Source organism: Enterococcus sp. DIV1937 (assembly GCF_050535975.1).
GTDB lineage: Bacteria > Bacillota > Bacilli > Lactobacillales > Enterococcaceae > Enterococcus > Enterococcus faecalis.
This window is the reverse complement of sequence record NZ_CP172909.1, coordinates 2660287-2678196: the sequence shown is the minus strand read 5'-3', so window position 1 is coordinate 2678196 and position 17910 is coordinate 2660287. Positions and strand designations below refer to the sequence as shown.

At 41.0% G+C, this 17910-nt stretch carries 9 protein-coding genes and 1 riboswitch; of the genes, 6 read left to right on the top strand and 3 right to left on the bottom strand.

What is annotated here, in order from left to right:
- The first annotated feature begins 59 nt into the window (after positions 1 to 59).
- The 4 genes from IGL13_RS12795 to IGL13_RS12780 all read left to right on the top strand — a co-directional run bounded on the left by IGL13_RS12795 (position 60) and on the right by IGL13_RS12780 (position 12628).
- Positions 60 to 422 (top strand): LPXTG cell wall anchor domain-containing protein, encoded by a 363-nt coding sequence (locus tag IGL13_RS12795; RefSeq protein WP_002378868.1) that lies wholly within the window; start codon positions 60 to 62, stop codon positions 420 to 422.
- Positions 409 to 4260, top strand: a complete 3852-nt coding sequence (locus tag IGL13_RS12790; protein ID WP_002378867.1) for a WxL domain-containing protein — start codon at positions 409 to 411, stop codon at positions 4258 to 4260. Before IGL13_RS12795 ends, IGL13_RS12790 begins: the two co-directional genes overlap by 14 nt.
- A 331-nt stretch (positions 4261 to 4591) precedes the next feature.
- Positions 4592 to 7588, top strand: coding sequence for a WxL domain-containing protein (locus IGL13_RS12785; protein WP_002378866.1), 2997 nt, complete (start codon positions 4592 to 4594; stop codon positions 7586 to 7588).
- A gap of 348 nt (positions 7589 to 7936) precedes the next feature.
- On the top strand, positions 7937 to 12628 hold the full coding sequence (locus IGL13_RS12780) for a WxL domain-containing protein (RefSeq protein WP_194180218.1): 4692 nt from the start codon (positions 7937 to 7939) through the stop codon (positions 12626 to 12628).
- Positions 12629 to 12822: 194 nt separating this feature from the next.
- On the opposite strand, the gene IGL13_RS12775 is transcribed toward IGL13_RS12780, so the two are convergent.
- Positions 12823 to 12966, bottom strand: coding sequence for a putative holin-like toxin (locus IGL13_RS12775; RefSeq protein ID WP_002396786.1), 144 nt, complete (start codon positions 12964 to 12966; stop codon positions 12823 to 12825).
- Between the two features lie 331 nt (positions 12967 to 13297).
- Entirely contained in the window at positions 13298 to 14914 is a 1617-nt protein-coding gene (locus IGL13_RS12770) for a phosphatase PAP2/LCP family protein (protein ID WP_002372620.1), read from the bottom strand.
- Between the two features lie 91 nt (positions 14915 to 15005).
- A riboswitch (M-box (ykoK) riboswitch) is annotated at positions 15006 to 15172 on the bottom strand.
- 426 nt (positions 15173 to 15598) lie between these two features.
- Here IGL13_RS12770 and IGL13_RS12765 point away from each other — a divergent pair.
- Positions 15599 to 16237, top strand: coding sequence for a lytic polysaccharide monooxygenase (locus IGL13_RS12765; RefSeq protein WP_002378863.1), 639 nt, complete (start codon positions 15599 to 15601; stop codon positions 16235 to 16237).
- Positions 16238 to 16403: 166 nt separating this feature from the next.
- Here IGL13_RS12765 and IGL13_RS12760 read toward each other — a convergent pair whose 3' ends face one another.
- Positions 16404 to 17396, bottom strand: a complete 993-nt coding sequence (locus IGL13_RS12760; RefSeq protein ID WP_002378862.1) for a biotin--[acetyl-CoA-carboxylase] ligase — start codon at positions 17394 to 17396, stop codon at positions 16404 to 16406.
- Positions 17397 to 17534: 138 nt separating this feature from the next.
- Between IGL13_RS12760 and IGL13_RS12755 the strand changes: the two genes are divergently transcribed.
- Positions 17535 to 17750: a zinc ribbon domain-containing protein gene (locus tag IGL13_RS12755; protein WP_002354768.1), complete on the top strand. Its 216-nt coding sequence runs from the start codon at positions 17535 to 17537 to the stop codon at positions 17748 to 17750.
- The last annotated feature ends 160 nt before the right edge of the window (positions 17751 to 17910 follow it).

The following is a 17910-nucleotide window of genomic DNA, read 5'->3' as shown; positions in this document are numbered from 1 at the left end:
TTACACATTCCTTGTATAAAAGATCAACGAATACAAGTGAATCTAAAGGAGGTTTTTAAATGAAAAAAAAGCGTTATTTAATGATTGTGTGTCTACTATCTTCTCCTAGTTTTTTTATAAATGTTGAAGCGTCTGATGGTGGTTCTAGTTCGGTGGGGATTGAATTTTACCAAAATCCGAGAACACCCGCTCCTAAAGATGCCCCACCGAAAACAGATGCGCCAGCTGCTGATCCCAAGGAACCAGCTGGTCCTCCGAAAGGAGATCAACGAAGTGGTGGTTCGACACAGACCACCACAACTGGCTCGCAGCTCCCTCGTACAGGGAGCAAGAGTCAGGCAAATCTTAGCATTCTCGGCTTAGCCTTAATCGGCTTGGCGGGAATGGTACATAGAAAGAAGGGACGACATGAAGCAAACTAAGTGGCAACGATTAGCAACCATTGGCTTGTGTAGTTCTTTAGTGATTAACGCTTTTTCTGGCGTGACCGCAGTTGCGGAAACAATCACGATTGAAAGTAGTCCGACAGTAGCAAGTAGCGCTAAGGAAGCAACATCAGCAAGTAGCGCAACGCCAGCAAGTACGGAAAGCAGTCAAGAAACGACTGAAACGAGTCGGGAAGAAGTAACACAGGAAACAGAGAAACCAGAAGAATTGAGAGAAGATGAACTAAGAAACAAGTCGCAAATCAAAGATAATAATAGTCTTAGATCGTCTGGGACCAGAGCTTTAGCTCAGATGCCATACAGAGCATTTACGATATACTTCGTTAGCGAAGATGGCTCATTTATAGACCCATCATTAATAAATATGAGTGCTAACATAATGACTTTTAACCAAACAGCGTTAGGTACAGACCCTAGTGTATATTCACCTTCTATTAGACAACCCATATCTATTATTGATGCAGTAGACCATAAAAAATTTGATGTTGCGGCAGCAAGTTACACGTATTCAACTAACTCTGTCTTTCCAAGAAATTTTCGTGGAGTATCAGATATAAAAATTACGGTTCCAAAAAAATATAGCGATTTAACTGTTAAGCCAACGAATTACTATAGTAGTTCAAAAAGCTATCCACTACCTGTATACACAACTACTTCTTTACTATCTGGTACTGTGCAGTCATCAGATTCGTCAGGAAGCCTGTATGAACTAACTAAAGCAGCTGAACCAAATACTTTCAGAGAAAATTATGATAATCGAACATCCTATGGAGTAGATAAATCTCCGGTTTCTTTTGGGTATTACCTCGGTGATGCTTCAGGAGTAACTAATTTAATTTTTGGTACTACAACCCCAATTTATTATTATCTAACTAATAGACGTGTCACCGAATCCTTCAAAGACACAGCAGGCGCAACCATTCCTGCTCCAACAGGATTCACCCAAGGAAAGCAGACCAGTATTACCAGCAATAACTATACCTTCAAACAAGCTGGCACCTTGCCAGAGACTTACAAAGCAAGCAACGGCAAAACCTATAAGTTCAAAGGTTGGTACAAAGGCAAAACCAAGCCAAACACCTTGACCACCACCAAAGCACCAAGCTATGCGGTGACTTATGACGATAATGACGATTTGAATGTGGTGTATGAGGAGATTGAAGCTTTTGATTTCCCAGCGCTGACCTATCAATTCGGGTTCGTGGACGAGTCTGGCAAACGAGTAGATGCTTCAACGATTGATTTGACGTATGACAATTGGTACGGAGAAGTATTTGCAGACAATGCAGAGGATACAAATATTTCTGCTAATTGGAAAACGGTCAGTCTTGAAAACGGTCAAGTTGCACCAACTAAAAACAACTTGAAGGAAATTGTTTATCCTGCGCAATCTCTTGAAATACTGAGAGGTCGGATGTCACAATATAGTGCGGCTAACTTAACATTCAAAATACCCAAATATTATGAAAACATAAGTATTTATAATAAGGCTGGTACTTTTGATCCAGCGTATCCATTTCCGTCTGTAAAAAACAATAATTATCCAACTTCGGCAAGTGATGAACCTCAATGGTTTCAATTAAAGAAAAGTAGTAATCAATCCTTTATCTTTAACCAAACAACAGGAGCTGCACCAGCAGATATTCAGGTACCTTCTTATTTGCGAAAGATGGTCTATAATCCTGATTTAACAACTAATAGAGGGGTATATTTTTCAATAGACAAACCAATTTACTACTATCTAACCAACCGCAAAGTCACCGAAAACTTTGTGAACATCAACGGCACTAAAATCACGCCACCAACAGGCTTTACGCAAGGGAAACAAACAGTAATTAACAGTGACCCATACACCTTTAAACAAAGTGGCACCTTGCCAGACACTTACACAACAGGTGGTAAGACCTACAAGTTCAAAGGTTGGTACAAAGGCAAAACCAAGCCAAATACCTTGACCACCACCAAAGCGCCAAGCTATGCGGTGACCTATGATGATAATGACGATTTGAACGTTGTGTATGAGGAAGCTACAGAATTTCCAGAGGAAACATACCAATTCGGTTTTGTCAATGAAGCGGGACAGTTGGTGAATCCTGACGATATCAATCTCACGTATGACTATAAGAGTATTGTGTATAGAGGAACTGGGGCAGCAGGCTCTACGGTATCATTTGGCACAATTGCTAATAATCAGAGTGGCGTAAAAGTTGGTAATTTACGGCAAGTGACGTTACCTGCAAAGAATATTGCACAACCTACCGTAGTAGGTTGGAATGGTGAAGCATTCGCAAATTTCTCAATTAACCTGCCTAAATACTATAAATCGTTGAATCTTTATGATAAAACTGGAAAAATTGATCCTAAGTATCCTCTACCAGTAAAGACAACTGTTTCTTCGGTATCCAATGATACGGTGCAACCTGAAGCAAATGTAATTGCTGAGTTAACCTTGACACAACGAGCAGATGGGAGTTTTACACCAAGAGAAATATATTCAGGTATTGATTCTAGTGTTAGGTACCCACCTTTCTTACGTAGAACAGTTTCTTATTCTAGTTCTGGAAGTATCACTGCCCTATATCAAACAATCAGTGGACCTGTCTATTATCATTTAACCAACCGCAAAGTCACCGAAAACTTTGTGAACACAAGTGGCGCTAAAATCACGCCGCCAACAGGCTTCACGCAAGGGAACCAGATTCCCATGACTAGCAACACTTTCAAGTACACAGCAACAAGAGCTTTACCAGCTAGTTATTCAGTAGGTGGTAAAACTTATATTTTCCAAGGCTGGTACAAAGGTAAAACCAAGCCCAGTACCTTAACAACCAGCACTACGCCAACATACAATACAACTTTTGATGGCAATGACGACATGACGGCAGTCTACAAAGAAGCAAGCATCAGCGCTAACTTAACGATGCGTGGTGCAGTCGATGTCATTGACAATGGCGCAACCATGGAATATTGGGAAGTACTCTTAAAAAATACTGGAGAAGCACCTTTAACTTCAGTTAAGATTAAACCAACCACTGACTGGGCGGCTGGAATTAGTACGCCCACGGAACTGTTTATTTTAGGTACTGGTCAAAATACGAAAGTTCGACCAATCACGAAAGAACAGTGGGAAGCAGGTTTTGAGATTCCTTTAGACAGTAGTCTTCCTGTTGGCGGTCAACTAACGATTAATCTCCTAGGAACAAAAGTTACTGGACAACCAAACCAAGTGCTAAAAGCCGCTGTGGAATTCACAGGGAATTTCAACAAACTGACTGCCTCAGATACTGTTCGGATTAAAGATTTAGATCAAGAAACAAAAGAACCGACTGGGGAAGGCTTCATCAGTGTTCCAACCTTCAATTTTGGTCAAGTTGGGGTAGCGGGAAGCACGCAACAGCATGGTCTGAAAAAAGCCGCTGATTACTATGGCAACGGCACACGCAATCCTTATCTGCGGATCAAGAAAACCCAACCGAATTGGAGCTTAACGGCGCAACTGTCGCAACCGAAATCAGCGACAGACAGCTTGCCGACAGCGACCCGCTTATTATTAGGGGCGGCTCCTGTTTCGAGTTTCTCAAATTACAACCAACCTACCGAGTTGAAAAATGCGGTCGGTACTACGAGTACCATTAGTTTGAATGCCAACAACACGGCCACTAGGATTATTGCCAATCAACAATTCACTGGGAGTAATATCTATCAGTTGGACTTCACCTTCAACAATGTCAAACTTGAAGTGCCAGCCAACCAAGGGGTCAAGGGGCAACAATACCAAGCCGCAATTACGTGGAACTTAGTGACAGGTCCTTAAAATAGTTAAGTTATCATGAGGAAAGCTCAAAATGTTAGTGTTTGATACTAACATTTTGAGCTTTTTCTTATAAAAATTAAGGGGTTTGGCTGAGAATCAGAAGCAAAATGGCAGATTTTCTTGGTTTTTCGCGCATTTTTCTAGTAAAAAAGGACTCTTCTACCTTGGTATAATAGGAATCGTCGGAAAAGTCACTTAGCTGTAGCAAAATTTGAAATTTCAAGGTCACCTTTTTTTGATAGAATGGAGAAAATTAAAAGCTGTACATAAACCAATACATAAAGAAAGAGAATAGCATGAATCAAAATGGTACATAGAAAGAAGGGACGACATGAAGAGAATTAACTGGCAACGCTTAGCAACCATTGGCTTGTGTAGTTCTTTAGTGATTAACGCCTTTGCTGGCGTGACCGCAGTTGCGGAAACAGTCACGAGTGAAAGTAGTCCGACAGTAGCAAGTAGCGCAATGCAAGAAAGTACGGAAAGCAGTCAAGAAACGACTGAAACGAGTCGGGAAGAAGTAACACAGGAAACAGAGAAACAAGCAGAAATACCAGAGGTGAAAACTGAAACAACAGAATCGGTACCAGAAAATAGTAGTGAAAATGACCGACAAAAGAGTATTTCGCCACGTTGGGTACCGAATGATCAAGTGATTTATCCGAGAATGATTTTTGGCTTTACTGATGAAACAGGAAAAGCTTTTGCTGATGAAAACTTAACGTTATCAGGGACGTATTATAAATTAGCTCGCCACACGGCAACTAGTCAGTGGCGACCATACGCTGATAGATATCCAATTGTTTCTTCTAATGCAGGTGGTGGTCAATATCGAGTAGCTGTCAATGCAACGATTCCTATGCCGTACGATTTTCTCACAAATTTACCAGCAGGTTACACTCATAATTTGTACGCAATTGAACAATTAAAGATTGATAACACGTTAAAGTATGTCGACAGTATTGTTGCCCCGCCTGGTAGTATAAACAGGACCAGATACAGTGAGCAACAAACATCTGAAGCAGCTCAATTTGGTAATTATGTTACAGGTAGTTTGACTCAGAGGGATAGAACATTTTCTAAAAATAGTGCAAATATCTTTTCTCTAAATTCATTAGCTTTGGCTCCAGAAATTACTGACGTATTAACGATGCTGCGCACAGATTCTATAGAACGTGGACCAATATTAATAGGTTTTGATGGCACTACCACGTACCGAGAAACACTTAATTACGTAGTCACTCGGAAACAAGTTACCGAAAAGTTCGTAGATACTAACGGCGTAGCTATCACGCCGCCAACAGGTTTTACCCAAAACAAGAAAACACCAATGACCAGCAATGACTTCACATTCAAACAAAGCAGTACTTTGCCAGACACCTATCAAGCAGGAGGCAAAACCTACAAATTCAAAGGCTGGTACAAAGGCAAAACCAAGCCCAATACTTTGACCACCACCAAAGCGCCAAGCTATGCGGTGACCTATGATGGGAATGACGATTTGACGGTGGTGTATGAGGAAGAGGCAGTCACAACGTTGTATCCATCATTAGATGTAAACTTTGTAGACGAAAAAGGGGTTGGCTTCACGCCAGCGTTAACTTTTAGCGGCAAATATCGTGTGCAAAGAACGAGTGATAGGCTTTATACAGATTTGTACGATTTAACCTCCAAAAGCAAAGGTAGCGGACAATACACACTAAGTCTTAACAATGGTACGATGCCATTATCACCAGAGCTATTGCGAGTTTATGGGAATGACAAACCAATTAATGGTACGAACAGACTTAATTTTTCTCTAGATAAACTAGCGATCAATCAACAATTAAAATATGTCAATAGTATTGAATTAGATACGGTGAAAAGTGTTATGAAAATGTATGGCTATAACTATACCAGTGGTAGCGCCACAATTATAGATCCTAATCAAGTGCCAACAGAATATAACCTGAGTGCTGGAAATATCGCCTTATTAGGCTTTGATACAGATGGAGTATATTTTTCAAAGGAAAGTAGTGGAGTATTCAATACATTGATGGGTTATGCGAGTGACGGAGGTAAGCCTCTAATTACCATGAATCTTTTTAGTGGAAATCCAGTAAATGCATCCAAATTAGTCTACACAGTCACCCGTAAACAAGTCAACGAAAACTTCGTGGACACCAACGGCACTAAAATCACGCCGCCAACAGGCTTCACGCAGGGGAACCAGATTCCCATGACGAGCAACACTTTCAAGTACACAGCAGCAAGAGCCTTACCAGCTAGTTATTCAGTAGGTGGTAAAACTTATATTTTCCAAGGCTGGTACAAAGGTAAAACCAAGCCCAATACCTTAACGACAAGCACTACGCCAACATACAATACAACTTTTGATGGCAATGACGACATGACGGCAGTCTACAAAGAAGCAAACATCAGCGCTAACTTAACGATGCGTGGTGCAGTCGATGTCATTGACAATGGCGCAACCATGGAATATTGGGAAGTGCTCTTAAAAAATACTGGAGAAGCACCTTTAACTTCAGTTAAGATTAAACCAACCACTGACTGGGCGGCTGGAATTAGTACGCCCACGGAACTGTTTATTTTAGGTACTGGTCAAAATACGAAAGTTCGACCAATCACGAAAGAGCAGTGGGAAGCAGGTTTTGAGATTCCTTTAGACAGTAGTCTTCCTGTGGGCGGTCAACTAACGATTAATCTCCTAGGAACAAAAGTTACTGGACAACCAAACCAAGTGCTAAAAGCTGCTGTGGAAGTCACAGGGAACTTCAACAAACTGACTGCCTCAGATACTGTCCGGATTAAAGATTTAGATCAAGAAACAAAAGAACCGACTGGGGAAGGCTTCATCAGTGTTCCAACCTTCAATTTTGGTCAGGTTGGGGTAGCGGGAAGTACGCAACAGCACAGCTTGAAAAAAGCCGCTGATTACTATGGCAACGGCACACGCAATCCCTATCTGCGGATCAAGAAAACCCAACCGAATTGGAGTTTAACAGCGCAACTGTCGCAACCGAAATCGGCGACAGACAGCTTGCCGACAACGACCCGCTTGTTGCTAGGAACGGCCGCTGCTGCCAGCTTTACCGATTACAACCAACCAACAGAAACCAAGACGCCGCTTGGCAAGACTGGCACCGTGAATTTAACCGCCGACAATACCGCAACAGCGGTGGTCGCGAACCAACAGTTCACAGGTAGTGACGTTTATCAGTTGGACTTCACGTTTGCTAACATCAAACTAGAAGTGCCCGCCAATCAAGGCATGGTTGGCCAACAATATCAAGCCGCCGTCACGTGGAATTTGGTGACTGGTCCCTAACAACCTTCGGGATTATGTGGCGGACTCCTTTTATAAATAGTAAAAATATCATGAGAAAAGCTCAAAATGTTAGTGTTTGATACTAATATTTTGAGCTTTTGTTTATGAAAATTAAGGAATTTGGCTGAGAATCAGTAGCAAAATGGCAGATTCTCTTGATTATCAAGCACTTTTTCGGTGAAAAAGTGCTCTTCCGCCTTGGTATAATAGGAATCATTGGAAAAGTCACTTAGCTGTAGCAAAATTTAAAATTTCAAGGCCGCCTTTTTTTGATAGAATAATGGAGAAAATTAAAAGGTTTACATATAACAATTAACAATAAAACCAATACATAAAAAGGAGAATAGCATGAATCAAAAATGGCAAAAGTTACTTACAACCGCTTTGTGTTGTTCCTTATTGATAAGTTCACTCAATGGCATCTCAGTACTCGCCGAAACAATGGTTGTTGAAAATGAAACAACCACTGAAACGGGAGAAACAACGGCAAGTGAGGATACCGCTACAAGCGACTCATCGTTAAACGCTAGTCAAGAAAATGAAACAGCCAACACAGTTGCTTCATCAGAAACACCCACAGAACCAGAGACATCAGAATTACCTCAAAAGATGATAGAAGAGCCGCAACTACCATCGGCAGAGGACCAGACTGAAGCAACAGCCGATACAACGACAGCGGCTGTTGAAGCGACTCAGGAGGTGCCGACAAAGCGAGAAAATCGTGCAGTTAAAACGGCTGATATTCCTGAGAAAACCTATAAAATGGCCTTTATTGATGAAAATGGGTTGTTTATTGATCCTGCTAAAGTGACGTTCACAGCCGATGTCACGAAAGTAGAAAGAAAATCAGGTACTCAGACAAAGGTGGGAACCATTACAACTAGTAATCTAGGGAATTTCAAGATGTTGACGGTGCCGAAAGTTACACTTCCTGATGATGACGCCACAGAGGACTACGGTTTTTCGGGACTAACCAATCACAAAATTACGTTGCCAGGGCAATATACTGCCCCCAAGACAACGCCTAATAATTTTTATAAAGGACCAGACACGACAACCTTTCCTTTGGCTGTTTCCCGTCAAGTAACTATAGCTACTGGCAAGGATTATAGTACATACACAACAGGGGAACGTTTTAATATGTTTACTACGGCAACGCCTAAGCAATTTAGTTTGCGAACATATTCTTGGGTCCCTGATCCTCAAAAAGTCCAATTTTCTGCTGCTTACAATATGGCCACGACTGCAGGTGAAAATAATTATTTAATAACCGATGATACGATTTATTATTATGTACCCAATAGACGAGTTAGTATTTATTATAATGACATGACATCGACAGTTTTGCCAACCTATCCGACAGGCTATAATGCAGCCCTTTCGAAAACGGTGGTTGAGTCAGACAATTTTCACTATAAAGCCCCAAAAGCATTTCCAAAAACCTATTCTTCTGGGAATCGTCACTTCCAGTTTAAAGGGTGGTATAAAGGATCCGCTCGACCAGATCCTAAAGCCGTTAAGTTGGAAACCACATTGACACCAGAATTTGATGTTACTTACGATGGTAAAGACAATGTGTATGTTTTTTATGAGGAATTAGAAGAAAAGACAACGACAATCCCGGAAATCACTTATAGCTTTGGGTTTGTAGATGAAAAAGGCGCATTAATAGCGCCAGCGAATTTCGGGATGCAGACTAATTTAACATCGATCATGAACGGAACAGCGAAGCAAGTAGGAACAGCAACAGGTGTTAATAGTGGGAATCTGAAAAAATTAACTATTCCTAGTCAACAATTAACCTACACGAAAACGATAAATCCTGCCTTTTATGGTAGTACTAATTTTCGCTTAACAATCCCTAAACAATACAAACCACCAACAGTAACATCTGGGCCTCATTATACAGGCTCCAGTACGGCTTATCCTGTTGCAACAAAAAGAATGCGTTTTGTGGACAGTACGCTAGCTGACATACGGGTGGAGACAGATGGCAAATATTATAGTTTATATCCTACAACGACAGCCAATCAGTATCGACTGTACTACACTTCTTGGATAGAGGATACGACCAAAACGAGATTTGATTCTATTTTGACTAGTACAAATACAGAAGTAAGTGTGCCAAATTACTATACAACCGATGATACGATGTATTATTTCTTAGAAAATCGGCGCATCACTGAAAATTTTGTAGATGAGAATGGTACGAAGATTACAGCACCGACAGGATTTACCCAGGGAAAGCAAACAGTCATTGACAGCGACACCTACCATTTTAAATTGGCGCAAGAATTACCTTATAGTTACTACGCGAATGACAAAGCCTATCGTTTTAAAGGCTGGTATAAAGGGAAAACGCAACCTCAAAATTTACAAACCACACGAGTGCCGGAATATGATGCCTCCTATGATGATAATGATGATTTAACAATTATATATGAAGAAATTAAATATGGCGGCAATACCGTGCAGTTTGGGTTTGTTGGAGAAAGTGGGCAATTACTCAATCCTGCTGACTTTAAAGTCACCACAGAGGTAGTTCAGATTATCGATGGCGTTAGCACGGTTTTAGATAATATTTCGGCAACGGATCAAACAGGAAACTTAAAAGCCATGACAATTCCACAAAAACAGTACACGTTGACGAATAGCTCGAACTTTTATGGTACAAGGAACTCGTTTATTGAGATTCCTAAATACTATAAGAACCTTTCGTTTCAAAAACCTTCTGGGTATCAAGGACAAGAGTATCCGTTAGCAGGACGAGTAGAAAGGACTTTTGCTGGTAATCCTTATACAGAAGGCGCAAATCCTGTATATTTCACAGTAACGAAGAGTCAGAACCAACGTTATAAACTCCGTGAAATATACTGGGATGATAATCCTGAAAACCTTTTCTCAAGTTTATATAAAACAACACTTATAAGAAATGATAATTCGTTAGCTGGCGTGGAAATGTTTCCTGAAAGCACGTTATATTACTATCTTGTTAATCGCCGTGTAACTGAAAATTTTGTGGATGCATCTGGAACGAAAATTACGCCGCCAACTGGGTTCACACAAGGGAAACAAACAATCATTGATAAGGATAATTTTACATTTACTCAGGCAGGTACGTTGCCTTTTATGTACAAAGTCAATAATCGGCCTTATGTCTTAAAAGGCTGGTATAAAGGCAAAGAAAAACCAGACAAACTAAATGAAATCACCAGAACAAATCGAAATATTAGTTATCCAGTGACTTATGATGACCAAGATGATATCACTATAGTATATGATGAATTTAAGACGGAAGACAAAACGATTAATTTTGGTTTTATCAATGAGACGGGTGACTATGTAGCACCAAGTAATTTCAATATCCGCACAGATATGTCTCAGGTAGTGGGTGGTTTACAAAGCAAGTTGCAAACTATTACCGCGTTACCAACTGGTGATTTTCTACAGTTAAAGCTTCCAGCTGTCAATATTGTGGGAAGTTTTACGTCGGATGAAGAGCTTTATGGAACACGTAATAGCATCGTGACAATTCCTAAGTATTATAAAACGCCGACTATAACCCCGTCGAGTAAATATAATGGTCCGAATTATTCTGGGATTACGGGAATAATTGCGTATCATAATACGAAAAATAGTGCAGAATTTACTGAAAATCGTTTACAAGTGACACCAATTTCGGGGTCTCAAACGGATTACCGGTTTCCTGAAGTAGGGTGGCAAGGGGAAACCACTCGAACAACCTTCTCTTCTCTTTATAAAATGGATTATAATAGTACAGTGAGCGGGGTGACTGCTCACACAGAAATATACGCAACAGGGACAGTAAATTACTATTTAGAAAATCGGCGCATCACTGAAAACTTTGTAGATGAGAATGGTACGAAGATTACAGCACCGACAGGATTTACGCAAGGAAATCAGCTGGTAATGAACAGTGAAACGTATAAATATACCGCTGCAAAAGCGTTGCCGAAAACCTACCAAGTCGGAGAAAAAACCTATGTATTCAAAGGCTGGTACAAGGGGAAAGAAACAACAACACCTTTAAAAACAACAACAACACCAAGCTTTACTCCAACATTTGATGAGAATGACGACATGACCGCTGTATATCAAGAAGCGGTTCCTACAGCAGAATTAACGGTAAAAGGTTCCGCTGACATAGTCGAAAATGGCGCGACAATGGATCACTGGGAAGTGCTGTTAAAAAATACGGGAGAAGCCCCGTTGACGACCATTAAAATCAAACCAACGGCGACATGGGCCGCTGGCATCAGCCCGCCCAATACTATTTTTGTGTTAGGTACAGGGCAGAATGCTAAGGCCTACCCAGTTACGAAAGAACAGTGGGCAGCAGGTTTTTCTCTGCCATTAAATACGCCCTTACCAGCAGGCGGACAGTTACAAATGAACTTATTAGGAACCGCCGTTACAGGAAATCCTGGTCAAGTTTTAACCGCTGAAGTTGAAGTAACGGGCAACTTTGGCAGCTTAATCGCCAAAGATACGGTCCGTATTAAAGACCTAGACCAAGAAATAACTAATCCTGACGGCGACGGCTTCATTAGTACGCCAACATTTGATTTTGGCAAATTAGCGATTTCAGGAAGTAAGCAACAATATGGTTTGAAAAAAGCCGCTGATTACTACGACAACGGCACACGCAATCCCTATTTACGCCTGAATACTAGCCAAGACAACTGGAGCTTAACGGCGCAACTGTCGCAACCAAAATCAGCGACAGACAGACTGCCGACAACGACCCGCTTGTTGCTAGGAACGGCCGCTGCTGCCAGCTTTACCGATTACAACCAATCAACAGAAACCAAGACACCGCTTGGCAAGACTGGCACCGTGAATTTAACCGCCGACAATACCGCAACAGCGGTGGTCGCGAACCAACAGTTCACAGGTAGTGACGTCTATCAGTTGGACTTCACGTTTGCTAACATCAAACTAGAAGTGCCCGCCAATCAAGGCATGTCTGGCCAACAATACCAAGCCGCCGTCACTTGGAATTTAGTGACTGGCCCATAAAAATAAAAATGCCCGAGCCTCTTATTTTTCTAAGGCTCGGGCATTTTTATTGATGGTCTTTTGAGGGTCGTTGTGCTATAATGGTAATGAAAAGAGAGGTATGCGCCAACATACCTCTCTAGTGTAGAGCCGTTTCAGACGGTAGCGATTTTTAGTGATTTATAAAAAATAACCGTGCTCGCTAAAGTTGACGGTTATTTTTTATTGTCTTCTTTAACAGCCTCTAGGATTCCGAAGATTAACGTTGCGATAAAAGAACCGAAACTAATCATCAGAGCTAAAGCTTCTGCGATAGACAAAAGGCCTCTCCTTTCATAGATTTTAGTACTTACATTCATAAGCACCACCACCGAAAGGGAAAGTCTCTGCTCCTACGCTTCTCACTTTGTTGCGATTCTCGTCGCAAAGCGCATGTTCCTGTGCGCTTGCCTCCGCCATAACTTCTCTACACTTAGATTATACCATGTGAAACAAAAAAATAATTAGTTTCCAATATATTTTTTTAGGTAATTGTGCTATAATGGTAATGAAAAGAGAGCTATGCGCTAACATACCTCTCTGATGTAGAGCCGTTACTAACGGTGACAAAAATTAATATTTTTGAAATGACCGTCTAACTAGCCAAAGTAAGCAGCGCCCCTTTCATTAAGGGGCGCTGCTTTTTAGTCGTTATTGCGATTGTTCAGTGTCTTTCGTAGAGAGGTTCATTTGTTCTTTGATGGCATTTTCGACACGTTGGCGTTCACTCTCTTCCACAAGTTGATAAGAAATACCTTCAATCCCTGTCACGCCATCGCCAGTGTAATCGTAGCCTTTTAATTGATCGGTTTCAATCGTTTTTAGTGCGGGGGTGTATTTTTTTAGCATTGCCATCATTTGGTCAAAGGACAAGTCGGTTTCGCCATGCTCGCCGATTACGTCCAGAATTTCTTGATATTTTAGCAAGCTGTTAAAAGAAAGTAGCTTGTTGGTTAATTCGATTAAAACTTCTCGTTGGCGGCGTTGACGACCATAGTCGCCTTCGGGGTCTTCGTAACGCATGCGCGCATATTGTAAAGCTTCCCAGCCCCCTAAATGCTGTTTGCCTTTCGGATAATGAATCCCTTCAGCGTCAAAAGCAAAGGCATTGTCAACAGTGACGCCGCCCACCGCATCGCCAAGGTCCTTCATAGCATCCATATCAATTGAAAAGTAATGATTGATTGGGATGTGCAAGACATTTTCAACCGTTTTAATTTGCATATCGGCACCACCGAAAACGTGGGCCGCATTGATTTTATTGTATTCGCCATTGGTGCCAGCCATTTCCACATAGTAGTCACGTGGGATGCTGGTGATGGTAGTTTTTTGTAATTGATTATTCACTGTAACCACCATCAAGGCGTTGGAGCGGTAATCGGTTTTGCGTTTTGAGTCATTCGCAATTCCCATAATTAAGAAACTAACCGGCTCACCTTTGGCTAAATCGGGACTCTTCGTGGAAGATTTTCTTGGTTTATACATGGTGTTCGCCGTTTTTTGCAAATTACGATACATGCTGACGCCGTAAGCCGAAACAGAAAGTGTGCCTAAAAATAAAAGGGTTAAACTGAAGACCACGAATAAACTTTTTCTTTTACGAGAATGGCGGCGTCGGCGTTGTGTCGGTACTTCTGCTTCCTCTGGTTCAGGTGCCGGCAAATAACGTTGAACAATTTGAAATGAAAAGTTGATCCAGCTATAACTTAGGAGCATCCCAGCGATGACATCACTAGGATAATGAACGCGTAAGATTAAGCGACCTAACACAATCAAAACTAAATAAGTGAGTAAGAAAATTTTGATGCCTTTGGTTTTTTCGACATGAAGATAGGCCAAAATGATCAAAATTGTACAGACTAGCGCCATTGCTAATAATGAATGTCCGCTGGGAAAGCTAGCAGAGCTCCGGTCAGCTAAAGCGCCTAGGTTTGGTCGAGCCCGACCCACCACATGTTTAAAAACGCTCCCTAAGAAGCCGACAGCTAATAGGTTACTGACAGCCCAAAAGGCTAGGATTTTTTCTTTTTTGCGTAAAAGGTATACCATCAATAATAAGAAGAATAGCAGCATTGGTCCAATTGTGGCTGTTTTTGCTAACAGATTGACCGCTGTTAAAAGTGGGGCATTTAATTGCCATTTGATGTGATAGATAGCTTCGTCCATTTGTTGAAACCAATTTGGACTAGCCGCCACTAACAAAGTGAGGAAAGTAAAACCAAGCGTTGTTAGGGCATAAAGTGGAAATTTTTTATTCGATGTTTGCATGAGAATCCCTTTCTTTTTCCCTTGAAAGAGTAGACTAAGCCAGCATCGATTGTAAATAAGCGCTTGCGACTAAACAGGACACAGCAAGCCAATCGGTTCTCATCGTCTGAGCTTTAGCACTATCCAACGTAAAGATTTCTCTTAGCTATTTTTAGAAGAGCCTTAATTCGACCATTCCTGTTTTACACATTGGTGTCTTTCGACATTTCTGCGCAATAGCCTATGTTTGGATAGGAGCCTCACCTAACAAGGTTATTTTATCTAACGCTAGAAGTATAGAATTTATGCAGCGGTTCTCACAATGAAGTTTAAGAAAATTTATTGTTTTTTAAATAAATTTAAAGGTGTGGGGAAGTGAAGAAGTTAAAAAAACAGTACTTGAGCATTCTAAAAAAAGTGTACAAGGCTGTTCTCGGTTAACCGCTATAAATAGTTGGTGTTCAATAATGATAAATTAAAAAACAAACATTTTTTATAAGAGTGCTATAAGTTTTTCTCAGTAAAAAAGGCGGACAGTTGCTATTGAATTGCTAGTTCATTTAAAATAAATATGTCGACAATAATTGTGCACAAAGTTGATGGTCGCTATCGAAAAAGTAAAAATGATGTTGTGGAGATTTTACGTTTCAGTTGATTAAGATTACATGTTTTTTGAAGGGTTTTGCTTATAAGGGAGCGATATACATGAAAAAAATGATGTTATTCATAATTGCAGTGGGCGCAACGATGATCAGTGTTTTTGCTTTAGGAGATGCACAGCAGAGTTATGCACACGGCTATGTTGATAGCCCAGTCAGTCGAGTCAAAAATGCGGAAGCAAACGGATTTGGATGGGGACCTGGTCAAGACAGCTCACAGCCAGAAATTATCACGACACCCCAAGGAATTGAAGCGCCAACTAAATTATTAGACACGGGTCAATTAAATGGAAGGTTGCCTTCAGCTGGCTTAGCAAGCTATTCCAAACTAGATGAACAAACAGCCACTCGTTGGGTAAAAAGTAATATAACAACAGGAGAGAATAATTTTAAATGGGTGATGACGGCAAAACATAAGACCAATCGTTTTAGATACTATATGACGAAACCTGGATGGAATCCTAATGCACCATTAACGATGGACGAAATGGAACTGATTGGCATAGTAGGGCAACCAATAGGTCAAGATTTACCTCCTGGTCAAGGATTTATGGTCAATGATACAGAAACACACAGAATAAAGATTCCCGCTGATAGGAAAGGATACCATGTTATTTATGCCGTTTGGGATATCAATGACACGATTAATTCATTTTATCAAGCGATAGATGTTAATGTTCAATAATCAGGTATCAAGATAATGCGGCTGAGACAAAAGTGCTTAGCGCCAAGAAATAAGAAGAAATTTCCGAAGGGGCTGCTTTTGTTCAGCTGATTATCTTCAGAAGTAGCAAGTGGGACATCAGTCAAAACGACTGATGTCCCACTTTCTTTTTTCTAAACTTCCCCACTTATCCTCGACGCCATTCACCAATCTGGTCCAAACTAATTTCCCCAGAAGACAACGTTTTGGCCGTGCCATCAGGCAACTGAACAATCAATTCTCCATTTCCATTAATGGTTGTCGCAACGCCGCGGAAGTCTTGCCCGTTTTGGGTAAAAGCGACGTCTTTGCCAATCACAAAGGAGCGTTGTCGGTATTCTTCTAAAAAGTCTTTCGTTGAACGTTCGTCTAAAATTTGGTAAAAATGATTCCAAATGTTGGCGACTAATTCATTTCGCGTCGCTGTCGGTTCACCATCTGGGAAAAGAGAAGTCACTTTTTGCCGAATGTCCTCAGGAAATTCGGTTTCTGTAATTGAAAAATTAATCCCCATGCCGATGATGACATTGGAAATCTGCCCTGTTTCCACATTGCTCATGGCTTCCGACAAAATCCCGCAAACTTTTTTGCCATTTAAATAAAGATCGTTGACCCATTTAATTTCTGTCTGAACGCCTGCCAGAGCATCCATTGCTCGAGCGACCGCTACGGCCATAATCACAGTATATTGAGCGATTTCTTCAAAATTTTGGTTCGGTTGAAGCACCATGCTCATGTAAATCCCTTTACCTGGCGTAGCGAAAAATGGTCGGCCGAACCTGCCCCGCGGCATTTCTTGCATGTCAGCAACAATCAATGTATTGTCGGGTGTCTGGTCTAAAATCGCCCGCTTAGCATCGGTCATGGTAGATTCAGATGTTTCTAGGACGGTAATTGTTAAAGGCGGTGTTTGTGGCCATAATGCCAACTGAATGCCTTCTGCAGAAAGGACATCTGATTTCTCAAGGCGATACCCCTTATTTTGCACGCTAGTAATTTGATAGCCATCTTTTTTCAATTCATTAATTGCTTTCCAAATAGCTGTGCGAGATAAGGACAGACGTTGTGCCATCTCTTCGCCCGAAAGGAATGCGGGCGTTTGTTTCATCAATAAAGTTAGGACTTGGCTTTTTGTCGACATATTTTTTCCTCCGATTCGTTATGCTTATTGTAGCGGAAAGGAAAAGGCTTGGTCAACTAGTGAAAAAATCCATCTTAGGATGGAGGAAAATGAAGCAGGCGTTTGCTATACTTATTTTATTGAGAAGGAGTGAGGGGAATGGAAAAGCAACAATATGTTTGTGAGAAATGTGGCAACATGCACTATGTGTCGGACCAATTTCAAGCAACAGGTGGGAACTTTGCGAAAATTTTTGATGTTCAAAATAAAAAATTTATTACAATTAGCTGTACCCAATGCGGCTACACCGAACTTTACCGCAGCCAAACAAGCGGCGGCATGAATGTCCTAGACTTTTTATTAGGTGGCGGTTAGTCAAAAACGAATGCATCTTTGCATTCGTTTTTTTGTGTGCGAATAGGAAGATAAGGGAAAATGCGTAATTATTTATTACGCATTATATAGTAAACTCAGTCACATTAAGTGTGATTTAAAATTCTTTCCATCATTGCAAAGGCATAGTATAATGAAGCGA

What these genes read in the sequence shown, in the direction of transcription:
- IGL13_RS12760 (WP_002378862.1), bottom strand. Translation starts at nt 17,396, where the DNA reads ATGTCGACAAAAAGCCAAGTCCTAACTTTATTGATGAAACAAACGCCC.
- IGL13_RS12775 (WP_002396786.1), bottom strand. Translation starts at nt 12,966, where the DNA reads ATGAATGTAAGTACTAAAATCTATGAAAGGAGAGGCCTTTTGTCTATC.
- IGL13_RS12785 (WP_002378866.1), top strand. Translation starts at nt 4,592, where the DNA reads ATGAAGAGAATTAACTGGCAACGCTTAGCAACCATTGGCTTGTGTAGT.
- IGL13_RS12770 (WP_002372620.1), bottom strand. Translation starts at nt 14,914, where the DNA reads ATGCAAACATCGAATAAAAAATTTCCACTTTATGCCCTAACAACGCTT.
- IGL13_RS12790 (WP_002378867.1), top strand. Translation starts at nt 409, where the DNA reads ATGAAGCAAACTAAGTGGCAACGATTAGCAACCATTGGCTTGTGTAGT.
- IGL13_RS12765 (WP_002378863.1), top strand. Translation starts at nt 15,599, where the DNA reads ATGAAAAAAATGATGTTATTCATAATTGCAGTGGGCGCAACGATGATC.
- IGL13_RS12780 (WP_194180218.1), top strand. Translation starts at nt 7,937, where the DNA reads ATGAATCAAAAATGGCAAAAGTTACTTACAACCGCTTTGTGTTGTTCC.
- IGL13_RS12755 (WP_002354768.1), top strand. Translation starts at nt 17,535, where the DNA reads ATGGAAAAGCAACAATATGTTTGTGAGAAATGTGGCAACATGCACTAT.
- IGL13_RS12795 (WP_002378868.1), top strand. Translation starts at nt 60, where the DNA reads ATGAAAAAAAAGCGTTATTTAATGATTGTGTGTCTACTATCTTCTCCT.